Source organism: Aeromonas sp. HMWF016 (assembly GCF_963878195.1).
Taxonomy (GTDB): Bacteria; Pseudomonadota; Gammaproteobacteria; order Enterobacterales; family Aeromonadaceae; genus Aeromonas; species Aeromonas lacus.
Genome location: NZ_CAWNWX010000095.1, coordinates 1 through 20,239, shown reverse-complemented (window position 1 = coordinate 20,239; position 20,239 = coordinate 1). Strand labels below are relative to the sequence as shown.

Sequence of the window (20,239 nt, the reverse complement as noted above, 5' to 3'; positions counted from 1 at the left end):
CCCCCAGCCATAGCAGAATGCCCCACTGCAGCCCGCTGTTCGGGTACTGGGGTTTGCCCAGCAACCACCAGGCGGGTAGGGCGATCACCAGCGCCCCCAGATAGAAGCAGCCGAAAATCGCCAGCTGTGGCGGTTGCTCCGCCTCCCTCGCCAGCAGTACCTTGTAGCCCACCTGACCCATGGCAAAGCAGAGGTTGGCTCCCTGCACCACCAGAAAGCCCAGCGCATAGCTCTCGGTCAGCCCGTCAAAGCGGATCACGGCTGCGCCGGCGACGGCCAGCAGGGCTCCCCACAGATAGGCGAGATTGAAGCGCCGCTCAAGCAGGTCGTGGAGCAGGGTGACGTAGATGGGGGTGAAGATGGTAAAGACCAGCACTTCCGGTACCGTCAGCAGCAGGAAGGAGTGGTAGTAGAAGATATACATGATGCCGAGCTGGATGGCGCCCAGCGCCATCAGCTTGCCTGCCAGAGCTGGGCGTAGCCAGCGGCGGCGCAGGAAGGGCAGAAAGACGAGGGTGGCGAGAGCGATGCGGGTCAGCACCGAAAAGTAGGCATCCACCTGACCGGCGAGGTAGACCCCGATCAGGCTGAAGGAGAATGACCAGAGCAGGGTGACCCCTATCAAGTAGTTCATGTGGTTGATTTGTCATCAGTTGTCAATTTTTGAGGGGGCTATGATGGCCGAGATGGAAGCGGCAATCCAGCGTTTATGGGCACGATTGCCACAGGTCGGAGCATTTGGCTTCACCGCCAGCAATGGCGAGGGATCGGCGACCGACTGGAATGGTCGGGGCGAGGGGCGTGTGCAGGTGACCGATCATCAGGGGGGCTGGCTGTTTAGCGAGCAGGGCCGCTACACCACGCCCCATGGCCGGGTGCTCACTATGCACAACTGCTTCTGGTGGCAGCGCAGTGAGCAGGGGATCCGCCTTTCTCACCTGCGTTATGAAGCGCCGGTCGAACTGTTCGAGCTGCTGCCGCAGGGGGATGGCCGCTGGCTGACCGCCGAGCCTCATCTGTGCGGGGCGGATCACTACAGCGCCGAGCTGACCGAGATCGACGGCGGTTTTCTACTGAGCTGGCAGATCACCGGGCCGCGCAAGAACGAGCGGATCGATTACCGCTACCGGATGTGAGTGGCGGCAAGCAGGCATAAAAAAACCGGCGCAGAGCGCCGGTAGCGGGGGACAAATCGGAGGTTTTTTTTAAAACAGTCCCAAAAAACAGGAGAGATGAACTCTCTTCACACACTCAGAAAAGCTATTCAGGCACTCAGGGCATAGCTCAGCATGGCTTGCAGCTTGCTATCGAAGAACCAGGGCAGCAGTACCATCAACAGCCCCAGTACGCCCGCCAGTCGCTGGCGATACTGCCAGCCGGCAATTAGGACCAGACCGCCGCACAGGGTGGTCAAGATGCCTGACATAGGGTTGCCTCACGCTGTACACGACGCTGCTGGGCCCACTGGTTCATGGCGACCGAGCCGAGGATCAGGGCCAGTGCCACGCCGGTGGTGGGGTGGATCTGTTCGCCGAGGAACAGGGCGCCCAGCATCACGCCGAACAGCGGCACCAGATAGTTGCTGAAGGAGGCGAACGTCGGGCCGGCCTTCTGGATCAGCGCCATGTAGAGGAAGTAGACCAGACCGGTACAGAGGGTACCTAGCACGGTAATCGCGCTCAGGGCCTGGCTGCTCGGCAGGGTCAGATTGCTCAGGTCAACCATGAAGGGTGCGACCAGCAGCAACTGGATTGCCGAGGAGATCAGGATGTTGCGGGCAACGACCACAGGGTGGTCTTTGGCGAAGCGCTTGATCATCAGCAGACCGATGGCGAAGCAGCTGGCGCCCAGCAGGATGGCCATGGCACCGAGCAGACCGGCGTTCATGCCCTGGGAGAGTTTTGGCCAGAATAGGGTGAGCACACCGGCAAAGCCGATGATCACGGAAAGCAGACCGGTTTTGGTGATTCTTTCACCAGAAATAAACAGCGGTGCAGCCAGAATGGTCACAAACGGGATACAACCCATGACCACGGCAGCGATGGCGCTATCCACGTACTGCTGGCCCCAGGCGACCATGATGAAGGGGATGGTGGCATCCAGCAGGGCGATCAGCATGTAGGTACGCCACGGGGTGTGTTCACTCTTGAGGCGCATAAACAGGCAGAGCAGACCCAGGGTCAGGCTGCCGCACAGGGCACGACCCGCAGCCACCAGAATGGGGGGCAGCTCGGCAACGGCCTGGTGCATGAAAATGAACTGGGAACCCCACAGCAGGCCGATGGCCAGCAATAACAGATAGCTACGCATTTTAATCTCCGATGTATTAAGCCTGCGCATTCTAGGCAATCTGTTACTATGGTAAAAATGAATTGTTGGCATTCAACTATGGCTAATATCGATGGATAGCTCTCTCTCCCGCCTCGACCTCAACCTGCTGGCGGTATTCGACATGCTGATGCAGGAGCGCAACGTCACTCGCGCCGCCGAGCGGCTGCATCTCTCTCAATCCACCGTCAGCCATGCGCTGGGTCGGTTGCGGATCGCGCTGGATGACCCTCTCTTTGTGATGAGCCGACGTGAGATGATGCCGACCGAGCGCGCCAAGGCGTTGGCTGGGCCGGTGCGCCAAGCGCTGGCGATGCTGGAGCAGGGGCTGCGTCAGGCCAAGGGATTCGAACCTGCCAGTGCGCGGCGGATCTTCCGCATCGCCACCCCGGGTTCGGTAGAGCACGGACTGGTGCCGCTGCTGGTGGATCGTTTGTTCCGCGCTGCGCCCCACTGCCGGCTGGAGGTGTGCGAACTGGCCGACAGCGACTACGAGCGGGAGCTGGAGAAGGGGGAGCTGGATCTGGTGATCGGTTTTGCCGGTGCCAACCACCTCTCTCCCCGTCTCTGGCGCGAGGAGTGGTTCAGCAATCCGCTGGTCTGCCTGTCGCCCCTTGGCAGCGAGTTGCCCGACGTGTTGACTCCGGTCGAGCTGGTCAGCCGCCCCCATATCCATACCTCCAGCTGGGGCCACAGCCAGGCGATGGTGGAGCTCTGGCTGGCCCGCTTCGGGGTGGAGCGGGAGCTGGGGGTCAGATTGCCGAGCTTTATGGCAGTGCCGCCGCTGATGGCGACCGGCCGCTATCTGGTGGTGGTGCCCGAGATGATCGGGCGCCACTTCTGCCGCTACTACCCGTTGCGGATGCATCAGCTGGACCCGGAGATCCCCATCGTCTATCTGATGGCGGGCCACCCGCTGACCGCCCATGACGAGGCGATCAGCTGGTTCAAGAGCCTGCTGCACCAGTTGGTGTATGACCTCTACGGCGCCGATGCGCTCGGTACGCCGACTCAGCGGATGCTGGCGAAGTAGTCGAGCCCCATGGCGCTTTTCACCTCAGCCAAGACCTCGTCGGTGATGATGCGGGCCTGCTCGGTGCCCCGATAGAGCAGATCCAGCAGCTTCTCCTTGTCAGCGATGGCGGCCTCACGGCGCTCCCGCATCGGTGCGAGCAGGGTCTGCAGGCAGTCGTTGAGCACCTGTTTGCAGCGCATGTCCCCCAGTCCGCCGCGCTCATAGTGAGCCTTCATCTCGGCGACCAGCTCCTTGTCGGGGTGGAAGGCATCCAGATAGGCGAACACCGTATTGCCCTCCACCTGACCCGGATCGCTCACCTTGAGGTGGTTGGGGTCGGTATACATGGCGAACACCGCCTGTTTGACCTCTTCCGCCGACATGCCGAGCTCGATGGTGTTGCCGAGAGACTTGGACATCTTGGCCTTGCCGTCGATGCCGGGCAGGCGGCCGGTGTCGCTCAGGATCGGCTGGCACTCGGTCAGCACCTCTTTGCCCACCAGTGAGTTGAAGCGGCGAACGATCTCGTTGGTCTGCTCCAGCATCGGCAGCTGATCTTCCCCAACCGGCACATGGCTGGCGCGAAAGGCGGTGATGTCGGCGGCCTGACTGACCGGATAGACCAGAAAACCGGCCGGCAGCGTGCGCTCGAACCCTTTCTGCTGGATCTCCGCTTTGACGGTGGGGTTGCGCTCCAGCCGGGCGACGCTGACCAGATTGAGGTAGTAGCAGGTCAGCTCGGCGAGGGCGGGCAGGGCACTCTGCAGGCAGAAGGTGGTCTTGGTCGGATCGAGGCCGACTGCCAGATAGTCGGCCATCACTTCCAGCACGTTGTCGGTCACCTTGGCCGGGTTGTGACCGTTGTCGGTCAGCGCCTGCAGATCGGCGATCATCACGAATTGACGGTAGTGGTGCTGGGCTTCGACGCGCTGGCGCAGGGAACCGACATAGTGGCCGATGTGCAGTTTGCCGGTGGGACGATCGCCAGTCAGGATAACGGGGTTGTGCATGTCACTCTCTCCAGTTGGGTGAGCCGGGAGGCGACAAAGGGATAAAAACAGTTGACCGCCTCTCGGCGGTCACGGTGTTTTCTTTGGGAAATCTACAATAGAAACGCGGTGCCGCCTGTTTAGGAGCAGCACCACCAGTAGTTGTGATTGAATGCGGTCATGTTCATAGCAAATCAAACTACGCCGGTTTCATCACTTCTGCAAGGGGACGACCAGCAGATCGCACGGTACGGTATTCATCAGCTGACGGGCGCTCGAGGTAAGCAGGCTCCAGAAGCTCTGGCGATGGCCGCACACCAGCAGGTCGATCTCGTACTCCTTGACCGCCTGATTGACCCGCTCGCTCAGATCGCCGCAGATCACCAGCTTCTTCTCGATGGGATAGTCCACCGAGGCGAGGAAGGACTCCAGTTTCTCTTTCGCTTCGGCGATCACCTGATCCTGCACGTTGTCGATGTCGATATCGATCATTTCGGTGTAGAGATCCTTGAGGTCCACATCGACATGGATAACCGACAGCTTGGCGCCGTTGGAACGGGCTCTGTCCACCGCCTTGTCGATCACCTTGCGGTTATCTTCAGAGAGGTCGATCGCGGCCAGAATATGCTTGTAATAGGTTGTTCCACTCATGGGGGTTCTCCTTACCGATCCTTCAGCCCACTATACCAATCTCTGCTGAAACTAAAATGGTGTCTCAGGCACAGTTTTGGGATTTAAATGAGTTTAATTTCCTGTGGCACAGGGTCAGCCACTCAGTTATTAACCATTATTTGCCTGTAAATTAAACAAGAGTTTGAAGCCGGTCACACCCCTCGGCTTGCCGATCAGGGGGGAGAGGCATAGGATGGGCCCGTGCTTCGCAATGAACACAAAACAACAAAAAGCATCTGAATACCGCTTTGGGGAGCCACGTGCTCCCTTTTGTTTTTCTGCCTCATTCCCCGCTGCTTTTCTTGCTGATAGCGATCCGGTATCAAGTTAATCTCCCGCGAGTTGGTTATGCTGTAGCCAGTTTCTTTGGAGGCCTTCTCATGATCATTCATCCGCAGATCCAGGGCTGTGTAGCCCGCAACTGTCACCCCATCGGCTGCCGCGCCGCCGTGCAGCAGCAGATCGAACGCATCAAGGCGGCTGGCCCGTTCAACGGGCCCAAGCGGGTGCTGGTGCTGGGGGCCTCCTCCGGTTTCGGGCTGGCGTCACGTATTGCGCTCGCCTTCGGTGCCGGTGCCGACACCATTGGCATCTCGTTCGAGCGGGGCCCCTCCGACAAGGGATTGGGTAGCGCCGGTTGGTACAACAACATCTGGTTTCGCAAGGAGGCAGAGCAGGAGGGGCGTACCGCCATCAACCTGATCGGTGATGCCTTCTCCGATGCCATGCGCCAGCAGGCCATCGACACCATTCGTCAGCAGCTGGGGCAGGTGGATCTGGTGATCTACTCGCTGGCGAGCGGCATCCGGGTGCTGCCCGATGGCACGCAGGTGCGCTCTGTGCTCAAGACTACAGGCCAGCCGTTCAGCGGCTGGGGGCTGGATCTGGAGCGCGATACTCTGGTGCAGCAGTCGCTGGCGCCCGCCACCCCGGAGGAGATCCGCGATACTGTCACCGTGATGGGGGGCGAGGATTGGCAGCTCTGGATGCAGGCGTTGCAGCAGGCGGATTGTCTCGCGCCCGGCGCGCAAACTGTGGCCTACTCCTACATCGGCCCCGAATCCACCTATCCCCTCTATCGGGATGGCACCATCGGTTATGCCAAGGGGCATCTGCACGCTACCGCCGAGACCATCAACCTGCAGTTGGCCGAGATTGGTGGCCATGCCTGGGTGTCGGTCTGCAAGGCGCTGGTGACCAAGGCGAGCGCCTATATTCCTGTGTTGCCGGTCTACCTCGGCCTGCTGATGGGGGTGATGAAGGAGCGTGGTGTCCATGAGGGCTGCATCGAGCAGATGCAGCGACTGTTTGCCGCCAAGATGTACGGGCCCAATGGGGTGGTGGCTGATGGCAACCGGCTGATCCGGATGGATGACCACGAGCTTGACCCGGCCATTCAGGCCGCCGTTTCGGCACTCTGGCCCAAGGTGACGCCGGACAATTTCCACGGGTTGGGGGATTTTGCCGGGCTGCGCCAAGATTTCATGCAGCTCAACGGCTTCGAGTTGCCGGGCGTCGATTACGGTGCACCAGTGGATGTCGCCTCCCTTGGCGAGCTGACCCCCTGAGCTGAAAGAAACGGGATCTCCCTCTCGTTGGCGGGTTGATTCATGGCGGGAGTGTGGCGACAATCGATACCAAATCACTGAGGAGAAACAAGATGCTGGCCCAAGCCATGATCGAGAAGTTGAACGAGCAGATTAACCTGGAGTTCTACTCCTCCAATCTCTATCTGCAGATGAGCGCCTGGTGCGAAGACAAGGGCTTTGAAGGGGCGGCGACCTTCCTGCGCCAGCACGCGGTCGAGGAGCGCCAGCATATGGAGCGTCTGTTCACCTATGTGAGCGAGACCGGCGCCATGCCAAAACTGGGTGCCATCGATGCCCCTCCCCACGAGTTCAAGTCGCTGGGCGACGTATTCCGCGCCACTTTGGAACACGAGTACCACATCACCAAGTGCATCAATGGCTTGGCCCACGTGGCCTTCACCACTCAGGACTACTCCACCTTCAACTTCCTGCAGTGGTATGTGGCCGAGCAGCATGAAGAGGAGAAGCTGTTCAAGAGCATCGTCGACCGTCTGGGTCTGGTGGGTGAAGATGGCAAAGGCCTCTACTTCATCGACAAGGAGCTGGCCGAACTGGCCAAGGGTGCCCCTGCCAGCATCATGGACAGCAACGCCTGATAGTCGTGGACACTTAGTGTTCAGCCAGTACAATAACGGCCCTTTTAAGGGCCGTTATTTATTCTGGTGCGCACTCTCCGTTGTTATGTCAGCCAGAGGCAATCACGGTTCAGGCCAAGTGCCGTTTCTATTTTGATAAGTGAGTGATGATGAAGCAGGTCGATGTGGTGGTGATTGGGGCCGGTGCGGCCGGATTGATGTGTGCGGCGCAGGCAGGCTACCGTGGCCGCTCCGTGCTGGTGCTCGACAACGCCAAGAAGCCGGGCCGCAAGATCCTCATCAGTGGCGGTGGCCGCTGCAACTTCACCAACCATCAGGCGGGCGCTCACGCCTACCTCTGCGCCAATCCTCACTTCAGCAAGTCGGCGCTGGCTCGCTACACCCAGCAGGATTTCATCGATCTGGTGGATCGCCACGGGGTCAACTATCACGAGCGCACTCTGGGACAGCTGTTCTGCCTCGAGAGTGCCAAGGAGATCGTCGATGTGCTGCTCACCGAGTGCGACTGGGCCGGGGTGACCCTGCAGTTCCAGACCGAGATCCTCACCGTCAGCAAACAGGACGAAGGCTTCGTGCTGACCACCAGCAAGGGTGAGATCGGCTGTCACTCGCTGGTGGTGGCGACCGGTGGACTCTCCATGCCCAAGCTGGGTGCTACCCCTTATGGCTTCAAGCTGGCGGAGCAGTTCGGCCTCAACGTGCTGCCGACCCGTGCCGGTCTGGTGCCCTTTACCCTCCATCAGGCAGAAAAAGAGGCGTTCGCCGATCTGGCGGGCATCAGCCTGCCGGTAGCGGTGACCGCCGAGGATGGCACCCGCTTCAAGGAGGCGATGCTGTTCACCCATCGCGGCCTCTCCGGCCCCGTCATCCTGCAGATCTCCTCCTACTGGCACGCCGGTGAGAAGATCCACATCAACCTGCTGCCGGAGCTGGATATTCCAGCCGCCCTGCGCGAATGGGCGCAGGCGCACCCTGCGCAGGAGCTGAAAACCGTGCTGGGGCGCGAGCTGCCCAAGCGTTTCGTCGACAAGCTGGTGGAGCTGGGACAGCTGGTCAGCAAGCCGATGCGCCAGTACAACGAGCGTGAGCTGGAAGCGGTGGCCAACCTGCTGGGGGATTGGCAGATCCTGCCCAATGGCACCGAGGGGTATCGCACTGCTGAGGTGACTCTGGGCGGCGTCGACACCAACGAGCTCTCCTCCAAAACCATGGAGGCACGCAAGGTGCCCGGCCTCTACTTCATCGGCGAAGTGGTGGATGTGACCGGCTGGCTTGGCGGTTACAACTTCCAGTGGGCCTGGTCCTCCGGCTGGGTGGCCGGGCAGTACTGTTGATGTCACTGGGGCTGGTTTATCCGGCCCCGATTTATTGGTCAGGGTTATGGTGATCGGTCGGGTTGCCGCAAGGGGGCGCAGATGCTTGAGAATCAGATGATGTTGTTGGCGGTGTTCGAACGGGCGGCGCTGATGCTGATGACCCTCTTCTTCCTGACCCGCACCCGGCCGTTCCAGCGGCTGTTCCAGAAGCGGGATCACACCCCGGCCGAGCTGGTGCTGGTGGCCTCCATCTTCTGTCTGTTTGCGGTGTTCAGCACCTACACCGGCATTCCGGTGGAGGGGGCCCTCATCAACGTGCGGATCATCGCCATCATCTCCGGCGGCATCCTGTTCGGCCCCTGGGTCGGCATTCCGGCCGGGGTGATCTCCGGCCTGCACCGCTATCTCATCGATATGGATGGTCACACCTCCATCCCTTGCCTCATCGCCAGCATCATTGCCGGTCTGCTCGCCACCTGGCTGCACCTGCGCTGCCGCAAGTCGCGGCTCTGGCTCTACGGTATTCTGGCGGGGATGCTCTGCGAAGGGCTGACCATGCTGCTGATCTGGCTGCTGACCGAGCCCCACGAAGTCGGGGTGGAGATCGTCAACCATATCGCCTATCCGATGATTGCCGGGGCGCTCTGTATCGGTCTCATCATCAAGCTGGTGCAGGATCTGGATGACGAAAAGGAGCTGATTGCCGCCAAGCAGGCCAAGCTGGCGCTCGATATCGCCAACAAGACGCTGCCCTTCTTCCAGAATATCGATCGCCACTCTCTCAGTCAGGTGTGCGATGTGATCCGGCGCGATATCAGCGCCGATGCGGTGGCCATCACAGATACCCATGACGTGCTGGCCTATGTCGGGGTGGGCAAGGACTATTACGAGCTGGAGGAGCACCACGCCATCAGCGGCATGACCCAGCAGGCGGTGCTGCTCGACCAGATCATCATCAACAATGATCTGCGCCAGTATCACCTCTCCGATTTCCACTCGGTCATCATTATTCCGCTGCGGGAAAACGGCGCGGTGAGCGGCACCCTCAAGATCTACTACCGTCGCACCCACAGCATCACCAGCTCGCTGCGGGAGATGGCGGTGGGGCTCTCCCAGCTCATCTCCACCCAGATGGAGGTGTCGCGCATCGAGCAGCTCAAGGAGATGACCCGCAAGGCGGAGTTCACCGCGCTGCAGAGCAAGATCAACCCGCACTTCCTGTTCAATGCCCTCAACGCCATCTCGTCGCTGATCCGCATCCGGCCCCAGCAGGCGCGTCAGTTGATCGCCAATCTGGCGGATTACCTGCGCTACAACCTCAACAAGGGGGATGAGCTGATCGACATTCAGGAGGAGCTGCAGCAGGTGCGCGACTACGTGGCCATCGAGCAGGCCCGCTTCGGCGATAAGCTGGAGGTGGTGTTCGAGGTGGACGATGTGCACATTCAGGTGCCGAGCCTGCTGTTGCAGCCGCTGGTGGAAAACGCCATCCTGCACGGCATCCAGCCCCGCAGCGCGCCGGGTCGGGTCACCATCGAGGTGAAACAGCTGGCGGGCGGCATCCGGGTAGCGGTGCGAGACACCGGTTACGGCATCAGTCAGGCGGTGATCGACGGGGTGGCCGCCGGTCGGGTGGAGAGCCGCAGCATCGGCCTGATGAACGTGCATCAGCGGGTCAAGCTGCTCTATGGCGACGGCCTGCACCTTAAGCGGCTGGAGCCGGGTACCGAAGTGAGTTTCTATCTGCCGGATCAGGAGTCGATGCCATGCTGAAAGCCATCATAGTGGAAGATGAATATCTGGCCCGCGAGGAGCTGATCTATCTGGTGAACCAGCACAGCACCATCGAGATAGTGGCGAGCTTCGAGGATGGGCTGGAGGCGTTCAAATACCTGCAGGATCACGAGGTGGATGTGGTGTTCCTCGATATCCAGATCCCCTCCATCGACGGCCTGCTGCTGGCCAAGAACCTGCACAAGTCGACTCATCCGCCCCACATCGTCTTCGTCACCGCCTACAAGGAGTTTGCGGTGGAAGCATTCGAGCTGGAGGCGTTCGACTACATCCTCAAGCCCTACAACGAGCCGCGCATCATCAATCTGCTGCAAAAGCTCGAGCATGCGGGCAAGTCGCAGCCAGTCACCACGGGGGAGGCGAGCGGCGAGGGGTGCAGCCCCCACAATCGCACCGTCAATCTGGTGAAGGGGGAGCGCATCATAGTCACCCCCTGCGAGCAGATCTACTACGCCGAGGCCGACGAGAAGCTCACCTATGTCTACACCCGCGATGATCGCTACGTGATGACCATGACCATCAGCGAGTTTGTCAGCCGCCTGCCGGCCGAGGGGTTCTTCCGTTGCCACCGCTCCTACTGCGTCAACATCAACAAGATCCGCGAAATAGTCCCTTGGTTTAACAGCACCTATCTCATCCGACTCCATGATCTGCCGTTCGAGGTGCCGGTAAGTCGCAGCAACATCAAGGCGTTCCGTCAGCTGATGCGGCTCTGATTGTCATTCATTCCCGCCGATCTGCATTTCATGCCTTAATCGATCGGCGCGAGCTGCGTCTTGCCTATAGTGGCCTCAATTTCCTTAAGGCCATCGACCGAGACGCATCATGACCAAAGAGATGAACCGCACCCGGTACCTGACACTGCTCGGTACCATCATCACCCAGTTTGCACTGGGTTCTGTCTATACCTGGAGCCTGTTCAACGCCCAGCTCTCCGACAAGCTGGACGAGCCGGTGAGTCAGGTGGCTTTCGCCTTCGGCCTGCTCAGCCTCTCGCTGGCGGTCGCCTCCTCCATGGCGGGCAAGCTGCAGGAGCGGTTCGGGGTGCGCAACGTGACCTTGGGCGCCGGTGTGCTGCTAGGCATCGGTTTCTTTCTCACCGCCCACGCCAGCAATCTGGCGATGCTCTACCTCTGCGCGGGTATTCTGGTCGGGTTTGCCGACGGCACCGGCTACCTGATGACCCTCTCCAACTGCGTTAAGTGGTTCCCGGAGCGCAAGGGGCTCATCTCCGCCTGCTCCATTGGTGCCTATGGTCTCGGCAGCCTCGGTTTCAAATACATCAACCTGCTGCTGCTCTCCAGCTCCGGCCTTGAGACCACCTTCCAGCTGTGGGGGCTGATCGCCATGTCCATGGTGCTGGTGGGCGGCATGCTGATGAAGGATGCGCCCAAGCAGGCCGCCTCCGTGCAGCAGAGCGAGAGCCGTGACTTCACCCTGGCCGAGGCGATGCGCAAGCCGCAGTACTGGATGCTGGCGCTGATGTTCCTCACCGCCTGCATGAGCGGCCTCTACGTCATCGGCGTGGCCAAGGATATCGGCGAGAAGATGGTGGGTCTGCCTGCTGTCGTCGCTGCCAATGCCGTCGCCATCATCGCCATGGCCAACCTGGGTGGCCGTCTGGTGCTGGGTATCCTCTCCGACAAGATGTCCCGCATCCGGGTCATCACCATTGCACAGCTGATTACCCTGGCGGGCATGGCGCTGCTGCTGTTCGTGCCGCTCAATGCCAACCTGTTCTTCGTGGCGGTTGCCTGTGTAGCGTTCAGCTTCGGTGGCACCATCACCGTCTACCCCTCGCTGGTGAGCGACTTCTTCGGTCTCAACAACCTGACCAAGAACTACGGCGTCATCTATCTGGGCTTTGGTCTGGGCAGCATCATCGGCTCCATCGTGGCCTCCCTGTTTGGCGGCTTTATGGCGACCTTCAACCTGATCCTGGTGTTGCTGGTGGTGGCGCTGGTGCTCTCCCTCACCATCCGCCTGCCGGCGCCGGTAGCGGTGGAGCGGGCCTGATTAGCCTTGCCATAGCAAGCAAAAACAGAGACCCGGGCCATGCCCGGGTCTTTGCATTTCCGATGGTCGATCAACGTGGCGCTAGCCCCAGCAGCTGGCGGGCCTTGCGGCAGGTCTCCTCCACTGTTGACCAGTCGTTACCCGTGATAGTGATGTGGCCCATCTTGCGGCCGGGGCGGGGTTCGCCCTTGCCGTAGAGGTGCAGATGCAGACCGGACAGTGCCAGCAGGGCGGCCCAGTCGGGCGTGCTGTTCTGCCAGAGATCCCCCAGCAGGTTGATTAACAGGGCGGGACGCACGGCGATCTGCTCCGACAGCGGCAGATCGCACAGGGCCCGTACCTGTAACTCGAACTGGCTGCATGCAGCGTTGTCGAGGCTGGGATGGCCCGAGTTGTGGGGGCGGGGCGCCAGCTCGTTGACCAGCAAGCGGCCTTCCACCAGAAAGAACTCCACCGTCAGCACCCCCACGTAATCGAGGGCGGCAATCAGCCGCTCGGCGATCGCCTTGGCTTCGCGCTCCAGCGTTGACACATTGGCCGGGGAGCGGGTCTGATCGAGAATGCCGCCGCTGTGCCAGTTCTGTACCAGCGGCAGGGCGCTGATGGCGCCACCCGGACTGCGCGCCAGGGTCAAGGCAAATTCCCCCTCCAGCGCCAGCCGTTTTTCCAGTACGCAAGGTACGCCACTGGCAGTCAGCGCGGTCGCCAGTTCGTCCAGATTGCCGACCTGCCACTGCCCCTTGCCGTCGTACCCCTCGCGGGCCGTCTTGAGAATGGCGGGCAAGAGTTCGCAGGCCTGTGTGGGGATGGGATCTCCCGGCAGTAGCGCCAGATAGGGGGCGACCGGGATGTTGGCCCCACGCAGAAAGGCTTTCTCCTCGCGGCGATCCTGACAGATGCGCACAGCGCTGGCGGCTGGCCACACCGGCTTTTGTTTTTCGAGCAGCGCTAGGGTGGCGGCGGGCACGTTCTCGAACTCGCAACTGATGGCATCGCAGCGGCTGACCAGATCGTGCAGGGCGGCGTTGTCGTCATAGGGGGCGACAATATGGTGATCGGCGGCGGCACCGGCGATGCTGGCCGGGTCGGGATCCAGCACCACCACCTTGTAGCCGAGTCGGTGGGCGGCCATCACGAAGTAGCGGCCAAGCTGGCCGCCCCCCAGCATGCCCAGGGTAGCGGGGGGCACTATCATGTCGGCTCCTCCAGTTGCAGTGCCAGCACCCGGTCGCGCTCGTGGGTGCGGAAATCGTCGAGCTGCTGCCGGTAACGGGGGGCATCGTCATCCCGCGCGACTGAGAGCAGGGAGACCGCGAACAGGGCGGCGTTGGCGGCCCCCGCTTCACCGATGGCGAAGGTGGCGACCGGCACGCCTTTAGGCATCTGCACGATGGAGAGCAGGGAGTCCATCCCCTTGAGATGGCGGGAGGGGATGGGCACCCCCAGCACCGGCAGGGTGGTCTTGGCGGCGACCATACCCGGCAGGTGGGCGGCGCCACCGGCTCCGGCGATGATGGCGCGCAGGCCGCGCTCGCGGGCAGTGGCGGCATACTCGAACAGCAGATCAGGGGTGCGATGGGCCGATACCACCTGCGCCTCGTAGGGTACGCCGTACTCCTTGAGGATGCGGGCGGCAGCCTGCAGCACGGGCCAGTCGGAGTCGGAGCCCATTACCAGGCCGATCAGGGGAGGGGTGTTCATTTTTTCTGAATCCTTGCAGTTAAACGTTTGCTTTCGGTGAACAAAAAGAGCCGGCAAGCCGGCTCAGAATTTCTCGGGTCGCACGATTTCGACCGGTTGCAGAAAGGCGATCATGGCGTAGTCGGGGTAGTAGCGACTCTGCAAGTGGGCCAGCAGCCGCTCCGCCTGCTCCCGGCTGCAGATCGCCTCCAGCCGGATGTTGCCGCTCTCACTCCAGCTGGCGTTGCGTTCGCCATGATCTCCGCGGCCGCGAGCATCTGTGATGGTGTAGCCGCGCAGCCCCTCGCGGGTGAGGGTGCGCAGCAGGGTAGGCTCCAGATTGGCTTCCGTGATGATGGTGAGCAGGGTGCGGGTCTCGGTCTGCATGTGGCTACTCCGTGAAGTGGCGGGCCCAGCTGTGGTAGAGCGGGATCCCCAGCATGATGTTGAACGGGAAGGTGACCCCCAGCACGGCGCTGAGGGACAGCCCCGGGTTGGCCTGAGGCACGGCGATGCGCATGGTGGCCGGCACGGCAATATAGGAGGCGCTGGCCGCCAGGGTGGCCAGCAGGGTCAGGCCGCCGAGGGAGAGCCCCATCAGCTGGCCAGCTGCCAATCCCAGTCCCGCTGAAACGAGCGGCATCAACAGCGCAAAGCCGAGCAGGAACAGGCCGTGGCGGCGCAGACCCTGACACTGGCGGGCGACGATGAGGCCCATCTCCAGCAGGAACAGCGCCAGCGCCCCCTTGAACAGGTCGACAAACAGCGGTTTGAGCGGGGCAATCCCGTCCGTCCCGGCCAGATAGCCGATGGCCATGCCGCCCAGCAGCAGGGTTACCCCTTTGCCGAGGAAGGTCTCGTGGGCCAGCATGCGCCAGCGGGTCTCGCGGCTGATGCCGCGGGCCAGCACTATGCCCACCAGAATGGCCGGGATCTCCATCACCGCGAGGAAGATGGAGAGCTGGGATTCAAAGCTGATGCCCCGTTCGGTGAGCCAGTTCACCCCGACCGCAAAGGTGGCGACGCTGACCGAGCCGTAGTGGGCGGCGGTGGCGGCGGCATCGACCCGGTTCATCTTGAGGCGCAGCAGGGCAAAGCCGAGCAGGGTTTGCACCACGCCGAGCAGGATCACCAGCGCCAGCTGTGGCAGCAGGGGCTGCAAGGATTGCTGGGCCAGACCGACGCCGCCCTTGAGGCCGATGGCCAGCAGCAAAAAGAGGGAGAGGGTGTCGTAGAGAGCGGGCGGCAGTTTGAGCTCGGAGCGCATCAGACCGGCCAGCAGACCAAACAGAAAGAAGAGTACAACGACGTCCAGCATGATGGTTCGCAGGGCAGTTCAGATAATGGTTGCATGCTAGAGCCCGCGATGATTCGATAAAATCAGATTCTCGCTGATGGTTGTTCGGTAAAAACTGATAGGGAACGGCATGCTCAACTACAAACAGCTCTACTACTTCTGGCATGTGGCGCGTAGCGGCAGCGTGACGCAAGCCGCCGAACAGCTGCACCTCACGCCTCAGACCATCAGCGGTCAGGTTGCCGAGCTGGAGCAGTCCCTCGGGGTGGCTCTGTTCAACCGGGTGGGACGGCGTCTGGTGCTGACTGCCGCCGGACGGCAGGCGCAGGAGCAGGCGGGGGCGATTTTCTCGCTCGGCGCCGAGCTGGAGCACACCCTGCGCCATGCAAGCCAAGAGCTGACCATGCAGGTGGGGATCGCCGATTCGGTACCCCGCACTCTGGCGTTCGAGCTGCTGGCCCCTGCCATGGCGCTGGCGACCCCGCTGCGGCTGGTGTGTCACGAGGAGCAGGCCGAGCAGCTGTTCAGCGAGCTGGCCCGCCACAAACTCGACATGGTGCTGATTGATCGCCCGCTTCCCCCCGACAGCGGCGTGCGCGGCTATAACCACGAGCTGGGGCGCAGCCCGCTGGCGCTGTTTGCCAGCCCCGAGCTGGCGGCTCGGGCACGGGATGGCTTTCCCGCCTCGCTGGAGGGGTTGCCGCTGCTTATTCCCGGAGAGAAGTCGGCCACTCACGATCGGCTGCTGGAGTGGTATCGCCAGCAGGGTATTCATCCCCATCTGGTGGGGCAGTTTGATGACTCCACCCTGATGAAGTCGTTCGGCAAGGCGGGGATGGGGATTTTTCCGGCGCCGCTGGCGATGGCCGACGAGATTGGCCGTCTCTACGGGGTGGAGCGAATTGCGACCCTGGCCGACGTCACCCTCTCTTACTATCTGGTCTCGGCAGGGCGCCATCTCTCCCATCCCGGGGTGCAGGCGGTGATGGAGGGGGCCCAGCAGCGGCTGGCGGCGCTGGCTGGCAATAAATAGAAATCTGGATGGCTATACATCCAGCTTGGCTCTGCCTATAATCCTCCCGCTTTGGCGCATCATGCTTAATAGGGAATCCGGTGAAAATCCGGAGCTGGCGCGCAGCGGTAAGGGGGAACGAAGCGACATCAGGGCACTGCCGTCAGGCGGGAAGCCGTCGCCGTAGGCTATCAGCCCCCGAGCCCGAAGACCTGCCAGAGTTCGTATTTCGGGCCGAGAGAAACCGGCCACGAAGTAGATACTTACGCGAACTTAAGGATCTCTCATGTCGAAGAAATTTCTGGCGGCTGCCCTGTTGCCGACGGCGGCGTTTGCCCAGCAGCTGACCATTCCCGTTAATCCCACCATGGTGGTGACCGCTACCCGCGTCGCCCAACCTGCCTCCAGCGTTCTGGCCCCGGTCAATGTGGTGACCCGGGACGAGATCGATCGTCTGCAAGCCCAGACCGTGACCGATGTGGTCAAGACCCTGCCCGGTGTGGAAGTGGTCAGCAATGGCGGCCGTGGCCAGATGAGCACGTTGCGGGTGCGTGGCGGCACCTCTGCCCAGACACTGGTGCTGGTGGACGGGGTGCGCAGTGCCTCTTTGACCGCAGGGATGACCGAACTGAACAACCTGCCGCTCAATCAGGTGGAACGCATCGAATACATTCGTGGCCCGCGCGCTACCATTTACGGTTCCGATGCCATCGGCGGGGTGATCAACATCATTACCCGTCCCGACAAGGGGGCGAGCCAGCACAAGTTCAATGTAGGGGCCGGTTCTCATCAACAACGCCAGGCCTCTTTCAGCAGCACCGGTCAGGTGGGCGAGGCTGGTCAGCTCAAGGTGGCTGGCGGTTTTGATGATGAAGAGGGTTACAACGTACACCCCTTGCCCGGCATCAACGATGGCGACCGTCACGGGCATCGTGGTTACAACGCCATGCTCGATTATCAGCAGGCGCTCGGCAGCAACTGGGATCTGTTCGGTACGACCCGCTGGTTCCGCAATGTGGCCCAGTACGATCGCTCTTCCACTGCCTCAGCCTGGGGTCCAGCCACCCATCAGCGCAACGAGACCTGGACTGAAAACCAGAGCTATCAGCTGGGTTCCCGCTATCACAACGAGCGCTATCTGAGCGAACTGCGTGGCGCCTTCTCCAGACAGGATGCCTACGACTATCAGGACAACAGTGGCCGCGATCAGGCCAATGATCGTGGCTATACCCGTCAATACACTCTGAACTGGGTCAACAGCTTGAAATTGAACGAGCTGTGGACGCTCGGCGGCGGGGCTGACTGGCAGCGTGATATGCTGGACGATCGCTCGCGATCTTCTGGCTCTCCCTATCCGGCAGGGGCCAAGGAACGGGACAATACCGGGGTCTATGCCCTGGCCCAGTTCGATAACCAGACCTGGCAGGCAGAGTTGAGCGGCCGTAGCGATGACAATGAACAGTATGGCCGCCACAACACCTGGCAGACCGGTGCAGGCTGGCGCTTTGTGGAGGATTACCGCTTGAGTGCCCGTTACGGCACCGGTTTCCGGGCCCCAACATTCAATGATCTCTACTACCCCAGTAAATCCATGCCAGGTAATCCCAACCTGGAACCGGAAGAGTCGAAGAGCAGCGAGCTGATGCTGGACGGTCAAACTGCGGGTGTCGAGTGGCGCATGACAGGTTATCGCAATGACTTCGAGCAGATGATCCAGTGGGCCCCTAATGGTAATGGTGGGTCATCACCACAAAACGTTGGCAAGGCACGCATTGAAGGGGTCGAGCTGGAAGGGGAGTTCGACACCGGCTGGTTGAGCCATCGGGTCTCTGCCGAGTACAAGGATCCCAAAGACAAGGTGACCGACAAACAGTTGCAGCTGATCTCCCGCAAAGGGGCCAAGTGGATTACGCAGGCGCAGTGGCAACAGTTTGATGGCTCGTTGAGCTGGATCTATCAGGGTGAGCGCTATGGCAATGTGGCCAACACTACCGAACTGGGTGGTTACAGCCTCTGGAATCTGGCCGTCGGCTACAAGGTGACGCCAGAACTCAAGGTATCGGGCAAGATCAACAACCTGCTGGACAAGCACTATCAGACGGCGGTGGGTTATCCTGCCGATGAGCGCGCTTACTACGTGACAATGGATTACTCACTCTAAGCCGGATCCGGCCAAGCGGAAAAATCAGGGGCCCTGCCATTGGCAGGGCCTTTTCTATTGGCAGCAGGCGGGAGTATGATCGCCGCCTTGCACCAAAGGGGGAGGTCAAGTGGCCAATATTCTCGTGTTTGACTCCGGTATGGGTGGCCTGACCATCTACCGCGAGATCCGTCGCGTCTTGCCGGCACACAACTATTTCTACTGCTTCGACAACGCCAACTTCCCCTATGGTGAATTGAGCGAGCCCGCTCTCATCGCAGCCTGTTGCCGACTGGTTACCACCATGGTGGCCCGCCATCGGATCGATCTGGTGGTGATCGCCTGCAACACGGCCAGTACCATAGCGTTGCCGGCCTTACGTGAGGCGCTGGATATTCCCGTGGTGGGGGTGGTGCCAGCCATCAAGCCCGCCGCTGCACAGACTCGCAATGGTTGTATCGGTCTGCTGGCTACGCCGGGCACGGTGAGTCGCGACTATACCCACAAACTGATCGCCCAGTTTGCCCCCGGCAAGCGGGTGCTGCTCAAGGGCACCACCGAGCTGGTAATAGAAGCCGAACACAAGCTGGCGGGCCTGCCGGTCAATATGGCGTTGCTGCGCGAGGTGTTGGCCGATTGGCTGGAAGGGGAAGAGAAGCCGGATACGCTGGTGCTCGGTTGCACTCACTTCCCGCTACTCAATGAAGAGATTGGGCAGCTTATGCCGCAATGTCAGTTAATTGATTCCGGTAGTGCCGTTGCCAAACGGGTGGCCTGGTTGCTGAACAATGGCGGGCATACCACTGTGCAGCCTGTATATATAGAAGAGGTGATTGCCAGGGCTTACTGTACCCGGCTGGATGGGGAGGCCCAAAAACTGACAGCCCCCTTGCAAGCATGGGGGCTGTCATCACTGGAAGAGGTGGGGTTCTGACGAGGGATCAAGCCTCGACTTCACCACCCTCCTTCTCCTCTTTGTCTCGCTTGTCGTTCGCTTCGCGTACCTTGAGGGTACGCTGCTGATACTCTTTGTCATTCAATGCGGCAATCGCTTTGGCTGCATCGGCAGCAGGCATCTCGACGAAACCAAATCCTCTGCGCTTGCCGGTTGCCTTGTCCTTCATCAGGCGTACGGAAATAACCTGGCCCTGTTCGGCAAACAATTCGCGCACGGCAATCTCGTTTGCGCGATATGGCAGGTTGCCTACATATAAGGTGCAAGTCTCCTGATTGGCGATCGCTTCAGCTGCATTAGCCGGGGTTCTTTTCAGGAGCAGCGGTACCACAAAACCGCCAATCGCCAGACCTGCTGCAAAAATGACTTCCGCTTTCAAAGAGAATTGCAGGGCCTGGGCAACCAGGTAGCCAACCACTGCCAATACCAGAGCAAGGATTGCGGCCTGCATATAGACGGGAAACTTGGATAAATTCATCTTAAAAGACCTTTTGTAAATGAAAGCAAAAAAGGTGCAACACTGTATTCACCTCCATGGTAACCAGCTTTCCTGATTGGCGCTACCATGGTCCACTCGGAAGAGGTTATCGGCTCCAGTATGGCACTCCCAAAGGCTCTGGCGGCGATATAAATGACGCTAAAAGGGGAGTGAAATAGCCGGATTGTGGATAACCTTGTATATATACACTGAGTAAGCTGTTTCTAATTGAATAATTTGAAATTTTCGTGATTTTCTTCAAAAAAACTATTGTCATCGCGGCGCGGCTCCCTATAATGCGCCCCTACCAGCACGGCGGAACACGCCGAACTGATGAGCTAGCCTCTTGATGAGGTGGGCGC

At 60.8% G+C, this 20,239-nt stretch carries 21 protein-coding genes and 1 riboswitch; of the genes, 11 read left to right on the top strand and 10 right to left on the bottom strand.

Annotated features, from left to right (window positions below; translation table 11 throughout):
- The coding region (locus AACS24_RS15685; protein WP_108571247.1) for an EamA family transporter at positions 1 to 634 on the bottom strand (634 nt) is incomplete at its 3' end.
- A 43-nt stretch (positions 635 to 677) separates the two neighbouring features.
- Here AACS24_RS15685 and AACS24_RS15680 point away from each other — a divergent pair.
- A complete protein-coding gene (locus AACS24_RS15680) occupies positions 678 to 1,136 on the top strand; it encodes a DUF6314 family protein (RefSeq protein ID WP_108571250.1) in 459 nt (152 codons plus the stop codon).
- Between the two features lie 128 nt (positions 1,137 to 1,264).
- Here AACS24_RS15680 and AACS24_RS15675 read toward each other — a convergent pair whose 3' ends face one another.
- Together AACS24_RS15675 and AACS24_RS15670 are read right to left on the bottom strand one after the other, a co-directional pair.
- Positions 1,265 to 1,426 (bottom strand): hypothetical protein, encoded by a 162-nt coding sequence (locus tag AACS24_RS15675; RefSeq protein ID WP_098981153.1) that lies wholly within the window; start codon positions 1,424 to 1,426, stop codon positions 1,265 to 1,267.
- The gene (locus AACS24_RS15670) at positions 1,411 to 2,310 is read right to left on the bottom strand and encodes a DMT family transporter (RefSeq protein ID WP_181364202.1); all 900 of its coding nucleotides are present in this window, start codon (positions 2,308 to 2,310) and stop codon (positions 1,411 to 1,413) included. Before AACS24_RS15670 ends, AACS24_RS15675 begins: the two co-directional genes overlap by 16 nt.
- A gap of 91 nt (positions 2,311 to 2,401) precedes the next feature.
- Between AACS24_RS15670 and AACS24_RS15665 the strand changes: the two genes are divergently transcribed.
- On the top strand, positions 2,402 to 3,361 hold the full coding sequence (locus AACS24_RS15665) for a LysR family transcriptional regulator (RefSeq protein WP_108571245.1): 960 nt from the start codon (positions 2,402 to 2,404) through the stop codon (positions 3,359 to 3,361).
- Here AACS24_RS15665 and trpS read toward each other — a convergent pair.
- A complete protein-coding gene (gene trpS, locus AACS24_RS15660; RefSeq protein WP_108571244.1) occupies positions 3,340 to 4,353 on the bottom strand; it encodes a tryptophan--tRNA ligase in 1,014 nt (337 codons plus the stop codon). The genes AACS24_RS15665 and trpS overlap by 22 nt on opposite strands.
- A 192-nt stretch (positions 4,354 to 4,545) precedes the next feature.
- Positions 4,546 to 4,983 (bottom strand): universal stress protein, encoded by a 438-nt coding sequence (locus AACS24_RS15655; RefSeq protein WP_033115287.1) that lies wholly within the window; start codon positions 4,981 to 4,983, stop codon positions 4,546 to 4,548.
- Between the two features lie 401 nt (positions 4,984 to 5,384).
- Here AACS24_RS15655 and fabV point away from each other — a divergent pair, with 401 nt between their 5' ends.
- The 6 genes from fabV to AACS24_RS15625 all read left to right on the top strand — a co-directional run bounded on the left by fabV (position 5,385) and on the right by AACS24_RS15625 (position 12,315).
- Positions 5,385 to 6,572, top strand: coding sequence for an enoyl-ACP reductase FabV (gene fabV / locus AACS24_RS15650; RefSeq protein WP_108571243.1), 1,188 nt, complete (start codon positions 5,385 to 5,387; stop codon positions 6,570 to 6,572).
- A 92-nt stretch (positions 6,573 to 6,664) separates the two neighbouring features.
- Positions 6,665 to 7,189 carry a non-heme ferritin gene (ftnA, locus tag AACS24_RS15645; RefSeq protein WP_033138862.1) on the top strand — a complete coding sequence of 175 codons (525 nt, stop codon included), beginning with the start codon at positions 6,665 to 6,667 and terminating at the stop codon, positions 7,187 to 7,189.
- 149 nt (positions 7,190 to 7,338) lie between these two features.
- Positions 7,339 to 8,523 (top strand): NAD(P)/FAD-dependent oxidoreductase, encoded by a 1,185-nt coding sequence (locus AACS24_RS15640; protein WP_162518095.1) that lies wholly within the window; start codon positions 7,339 to 7,341, stop codon positions 8,521 to 8,523.
- 81 nt (positions 8,524 to 8,604) lie between these two features.
- Entirely contained in the window at positions 8,605 to 10,278 is a 1,674-nt protein-coding gene (locus tag AACS24_RS15635; protein WP_181364201.1) for a sensor histidine kinase, read from the top strand.
- Positions 10,272 to 11,015, top strand: coding sequence for a LytR/AlgR family response regulator transcription factor (locus AACS24_RS15630; protein ID WP_108571240.1), 744 nt, complete (start codon positions 10,272 to 10,274; stop codon positions 11,013 to 11,015). The genes AACS24_RS15635 and AACS24_RS15630 overlap by 7 nt, the downstream gene beginning before the upstream one ends.
- 109 nt (positions 11,016 to 11,124) lie before the next feature.
- Positions 11,125 to 12,315 carry an L-lactate MFS transporter gene (locus AACS24_RS15625; RefSeq protein WP_181364200.1) on the top strand — a complete coding sequence of 397 codons (1,191 nt, stop codon included), beginning with the start codon at positions 11,125 to 11,127 and terminating at the stop codon, positions 12,313 to 12,315.
- 70 nt (positions 12,316 to 12,385) lie between these two features.
- On the opposite strand, the gene AACS24_RS15620 is transcribed toward AACS24_RS15625, so the two are convergent.
- From AACS24_RS15620 to AACS24_RS15605, 4 genes are all read right to left on the bottom strand, one after another.
- Positions 12,386 to 13,510 (bottom strand): 5-(carboxyamino)imidazole ribonucleotide synthase, encoded by a 1,125-nt coding sequence (locus tag AACS24_RS15620; protein WP_108571239.1) that lies wholly within the window; start codon positions 13,508 to 13,510, stop codon positions 12,386 to 12,388.
- Complete coding sequence (purE, locus tag AACS24_RS15615) at positions 13,507 to 14,016, bottom strand: 5-(carboxyamino)imidazole ribonucleotide mutase (protein ID WP_108571238.1); 510 nt, start codon at positions 14,014 to 14,016, stop codon at positions 13,507 to 13,509. Before purE ends, AACS24_RS15620 begins: the two co-directional genes overlap by 4 nt.
- Positions 14,017 to 14,079: 63 nt before the next feature.
- Positions 14,080 to 14,382, bottom strand: coding sequence for a P-II family nitrogen regulator (locus AACS24_RS15610; protein WP_033138869.1), 303 nt, complete (start codon positions 14,380 to 14,382; stop codon positions 14,080 to 14,082).
- 4 nt (positions 14,383 to 14,386) lie between these two features.
- Entirely contained in the window at positions 14,387 to 15,313 is a 927-nt protein-coding gene (locus AACS24_RS15605; RefSeq protein ID WP_108571237.1) for a sodium-dependent bicarbonate transport family permease, read from the bottom strand.
- A 109-nt stretch (positions 15,314 to 15,422) separates the two neighbouring features.
- On the opposite strand from AACS24_RS15605, the gene nhaR reads away from it, so the two are divergent.
- From nhaR to murI, 3 genes are all read left to right on the top strand, one after another.
- Positions 15,423 to 16,325, top strand: coding sequence for a transcriptional activator NhaR (nhaR, locus tag AACS24_RS15600; RefSeq protein WP_108571236.1), 903 nt, complete (start codon positions 15,423 to 15,425; stop codon positions 16,323 to 16,325).
- A 35-nt stretch (positions 16,326 to 16,360) separates the two neighbouring features.
- A riboswitch (cobalamin riboswitch) is annotated at positions 16,361 to 16,538 on the top strand.
- A gap of 52 nt (positions 16,539 to 16,590) precedes the next feature.
- A complete protein-coding gene (locus AACS24_RS15595; RefSeq protein WP_108571235.1) occupies positions 16,591 to 18,465 on the top strand; it encodes a TonB-dependent receptor domain-containing protein in 1,875 nt (624 codons plus the stop codon).
- A gap of 109 nt (positions 18,466 to 18,574) precedes the next feature.
- Complete coding sequence (murI, locus tag AACS24_RS15590; RefSeq protein WP_108571234.1) at positions 18,575 to 19,378, top strand: glutamate racemase; 804 nt, start codon at positions 18,575 to 18,577, stop codon at positions 19,376 to 19,378.
- Positions 19,379 to 19,385: 7 nt separating this feature from the next.
- Here murI and AACS24_RS15585 read toward each other — a convergent pair whose 3' ends face one another.
- Positions 19,386 to 19,877, bottom strand: a complete 492-nt coding sequence (locus AACS24_RS15585; protein ID WP_041210845.1) for an RNA recognition motif domain-containing protein — start codon at positions 19,875 to 19,877, stop codon at positions 19,386 to 19,388.
- Positions 19,878 to 20,239: the final 362 nt, after the last annotated feature.

What these genes read in the sequence shown, in the direction of transcription:
- AACS24_RS15680 (WP_108571250.1), top strand. Translation starts at nt 678, where the DNA reads ATGGCCGAGATGGAAGCGGCAATCCAGCGTTTATGGGCACGATTGCCA.
- AACS24_RS15675 (WP_098981153.1), bottom strand. Translation starts at nt 1,426, where the DNA reads ATGTCAGGCATCTTGACCACCCTGTGCGGCGGTCTGGTCCTAATTGCC.
- AACS24_RS15670 (WP_181364202.1), bottom strand. Translation starts at nt 2,310, where the DNA reads ATGCGTAGCTATCTGTTATTGCTGGCCATCGGCCTGCTGTGGGGTTCC.
- AACS24_RS15665 (WP_108571245.1), top strand. Translation starts at nt 2,402, where the DNA reads ATGGATAGCTCTCTCTCCCGCCTCGACCTCAACCTGCTGGCGGTATTC.
- trpS (WP_108571244.1), bottom strand. Translation starts at nt 4,353, where the DNA reads ATGCACAACCCCGTTATCCTGACTGGCGATCGTCCCACCGGCAAACTG.
- AACS24_RS15655 (WP_033115287.1), bottom strand. Translation starts at nt 4,983, where the DNA reads ATGAGTGGAACAACCTATTACAAGCATATTCTGGCCGCGATCGACCTC.
- fabV (WP_108571243.1), top strand. Translation starts at nt 5,385, where the DNA reads ATGATCATTCATCCGCAGATCCAGGGCTGTGTAGCCCGCAACTGTCAC.
- ftnA (WP_033138862.1), top strand. Translation starts at nt 6,665, where the DNA reads ATGCTGGCCCAAGCCATGATCGAGAAGTTGAACGAGCAGATTAACCTG.
- AACS24_RS15640 (WP_162518095.1), top strand. Translation starts at nt 7,339, where the DNA reads ATGAAGCAGGTCGATGTGGTGGTGATTGGGGCCGGTGCGGCCGGATTG.
- AACS24_RS15635 (WP_181364201.1), top strand. Translation starts at nt 8,605, where the DNA reads ATGCTTGAGAATCAGATGATGTTGTTGGCGGTGTTCGAACGGGCGGCG.
- AACS24_RS15630 (WP_108571240.1), top strand. Translation starts at nt 10,272, where the DNA reads ATGCTGAAAGCCATCATAGTGGAAGATGAATATCTGGCCCGCGAGGAG.
- AACS24_RS15625 (WP_181364200.1), top strand. Translation starts at nt 11,125, where the DNA reads ATGACCAAAGAGATGAACCGCACCCGGTACCTGACACTGCTCGGTACC.
- AACS24_RS15620 (WP_108571239.1), bottom strand. Translation starts at nt 13,510, where the DNA reads ATGATAGTGCCCCCCGCTACCCTGGGCATGCTGGGGGGCGGCCAGCTT.
- purE (WP_108571238.1), bottom strand. Translation starts at nt 14,016, where the DNA reads ATGAACACCCCTCCCCTGATCGGCCTGGTAATGGGCTCCGACTCCGAC.
- AACS24_RS15610 (WP_033138869.1), bottom strand. Translation starts at nt 14,382, where the DNA reads ATGCAGACCGAGACCCGCACCCTGCTCACCATCATCACGGAAGCCAAT.
- AACS24_RS15605 (WP_108571237.1), bottom strand. Translation starts at nt 15,313, where the DNA reads ATGCTGGACGTCGTTGTACTCTTCTTTCTGTTTGGTCTGCTGGCCGGT.
- nhaR (WP_108571236.1), top strand. Translation starts at nt 15,423, where the DNA reads ATGCTCAACTACAAACAGCTCTACTACTTCTGGCATGTGGCGCGTAGC.
- AACS24_RS15595 (WP_108571235.1), top strand. Translation starts at nt 16,591, where the DNA reads ATGTCGAAGAAATTTCTGGCGGCTGCCCTGTTGCCGACGGCGGCGTTT.
- AACS24_RS15585 (WP_041210845.1), bottom strand. Translation starts at nt 19,877, where the DNA reads ATGAATTTATCCAAGTTTCCCGTCTATATGCAGGCCGCAATCCTTGCT.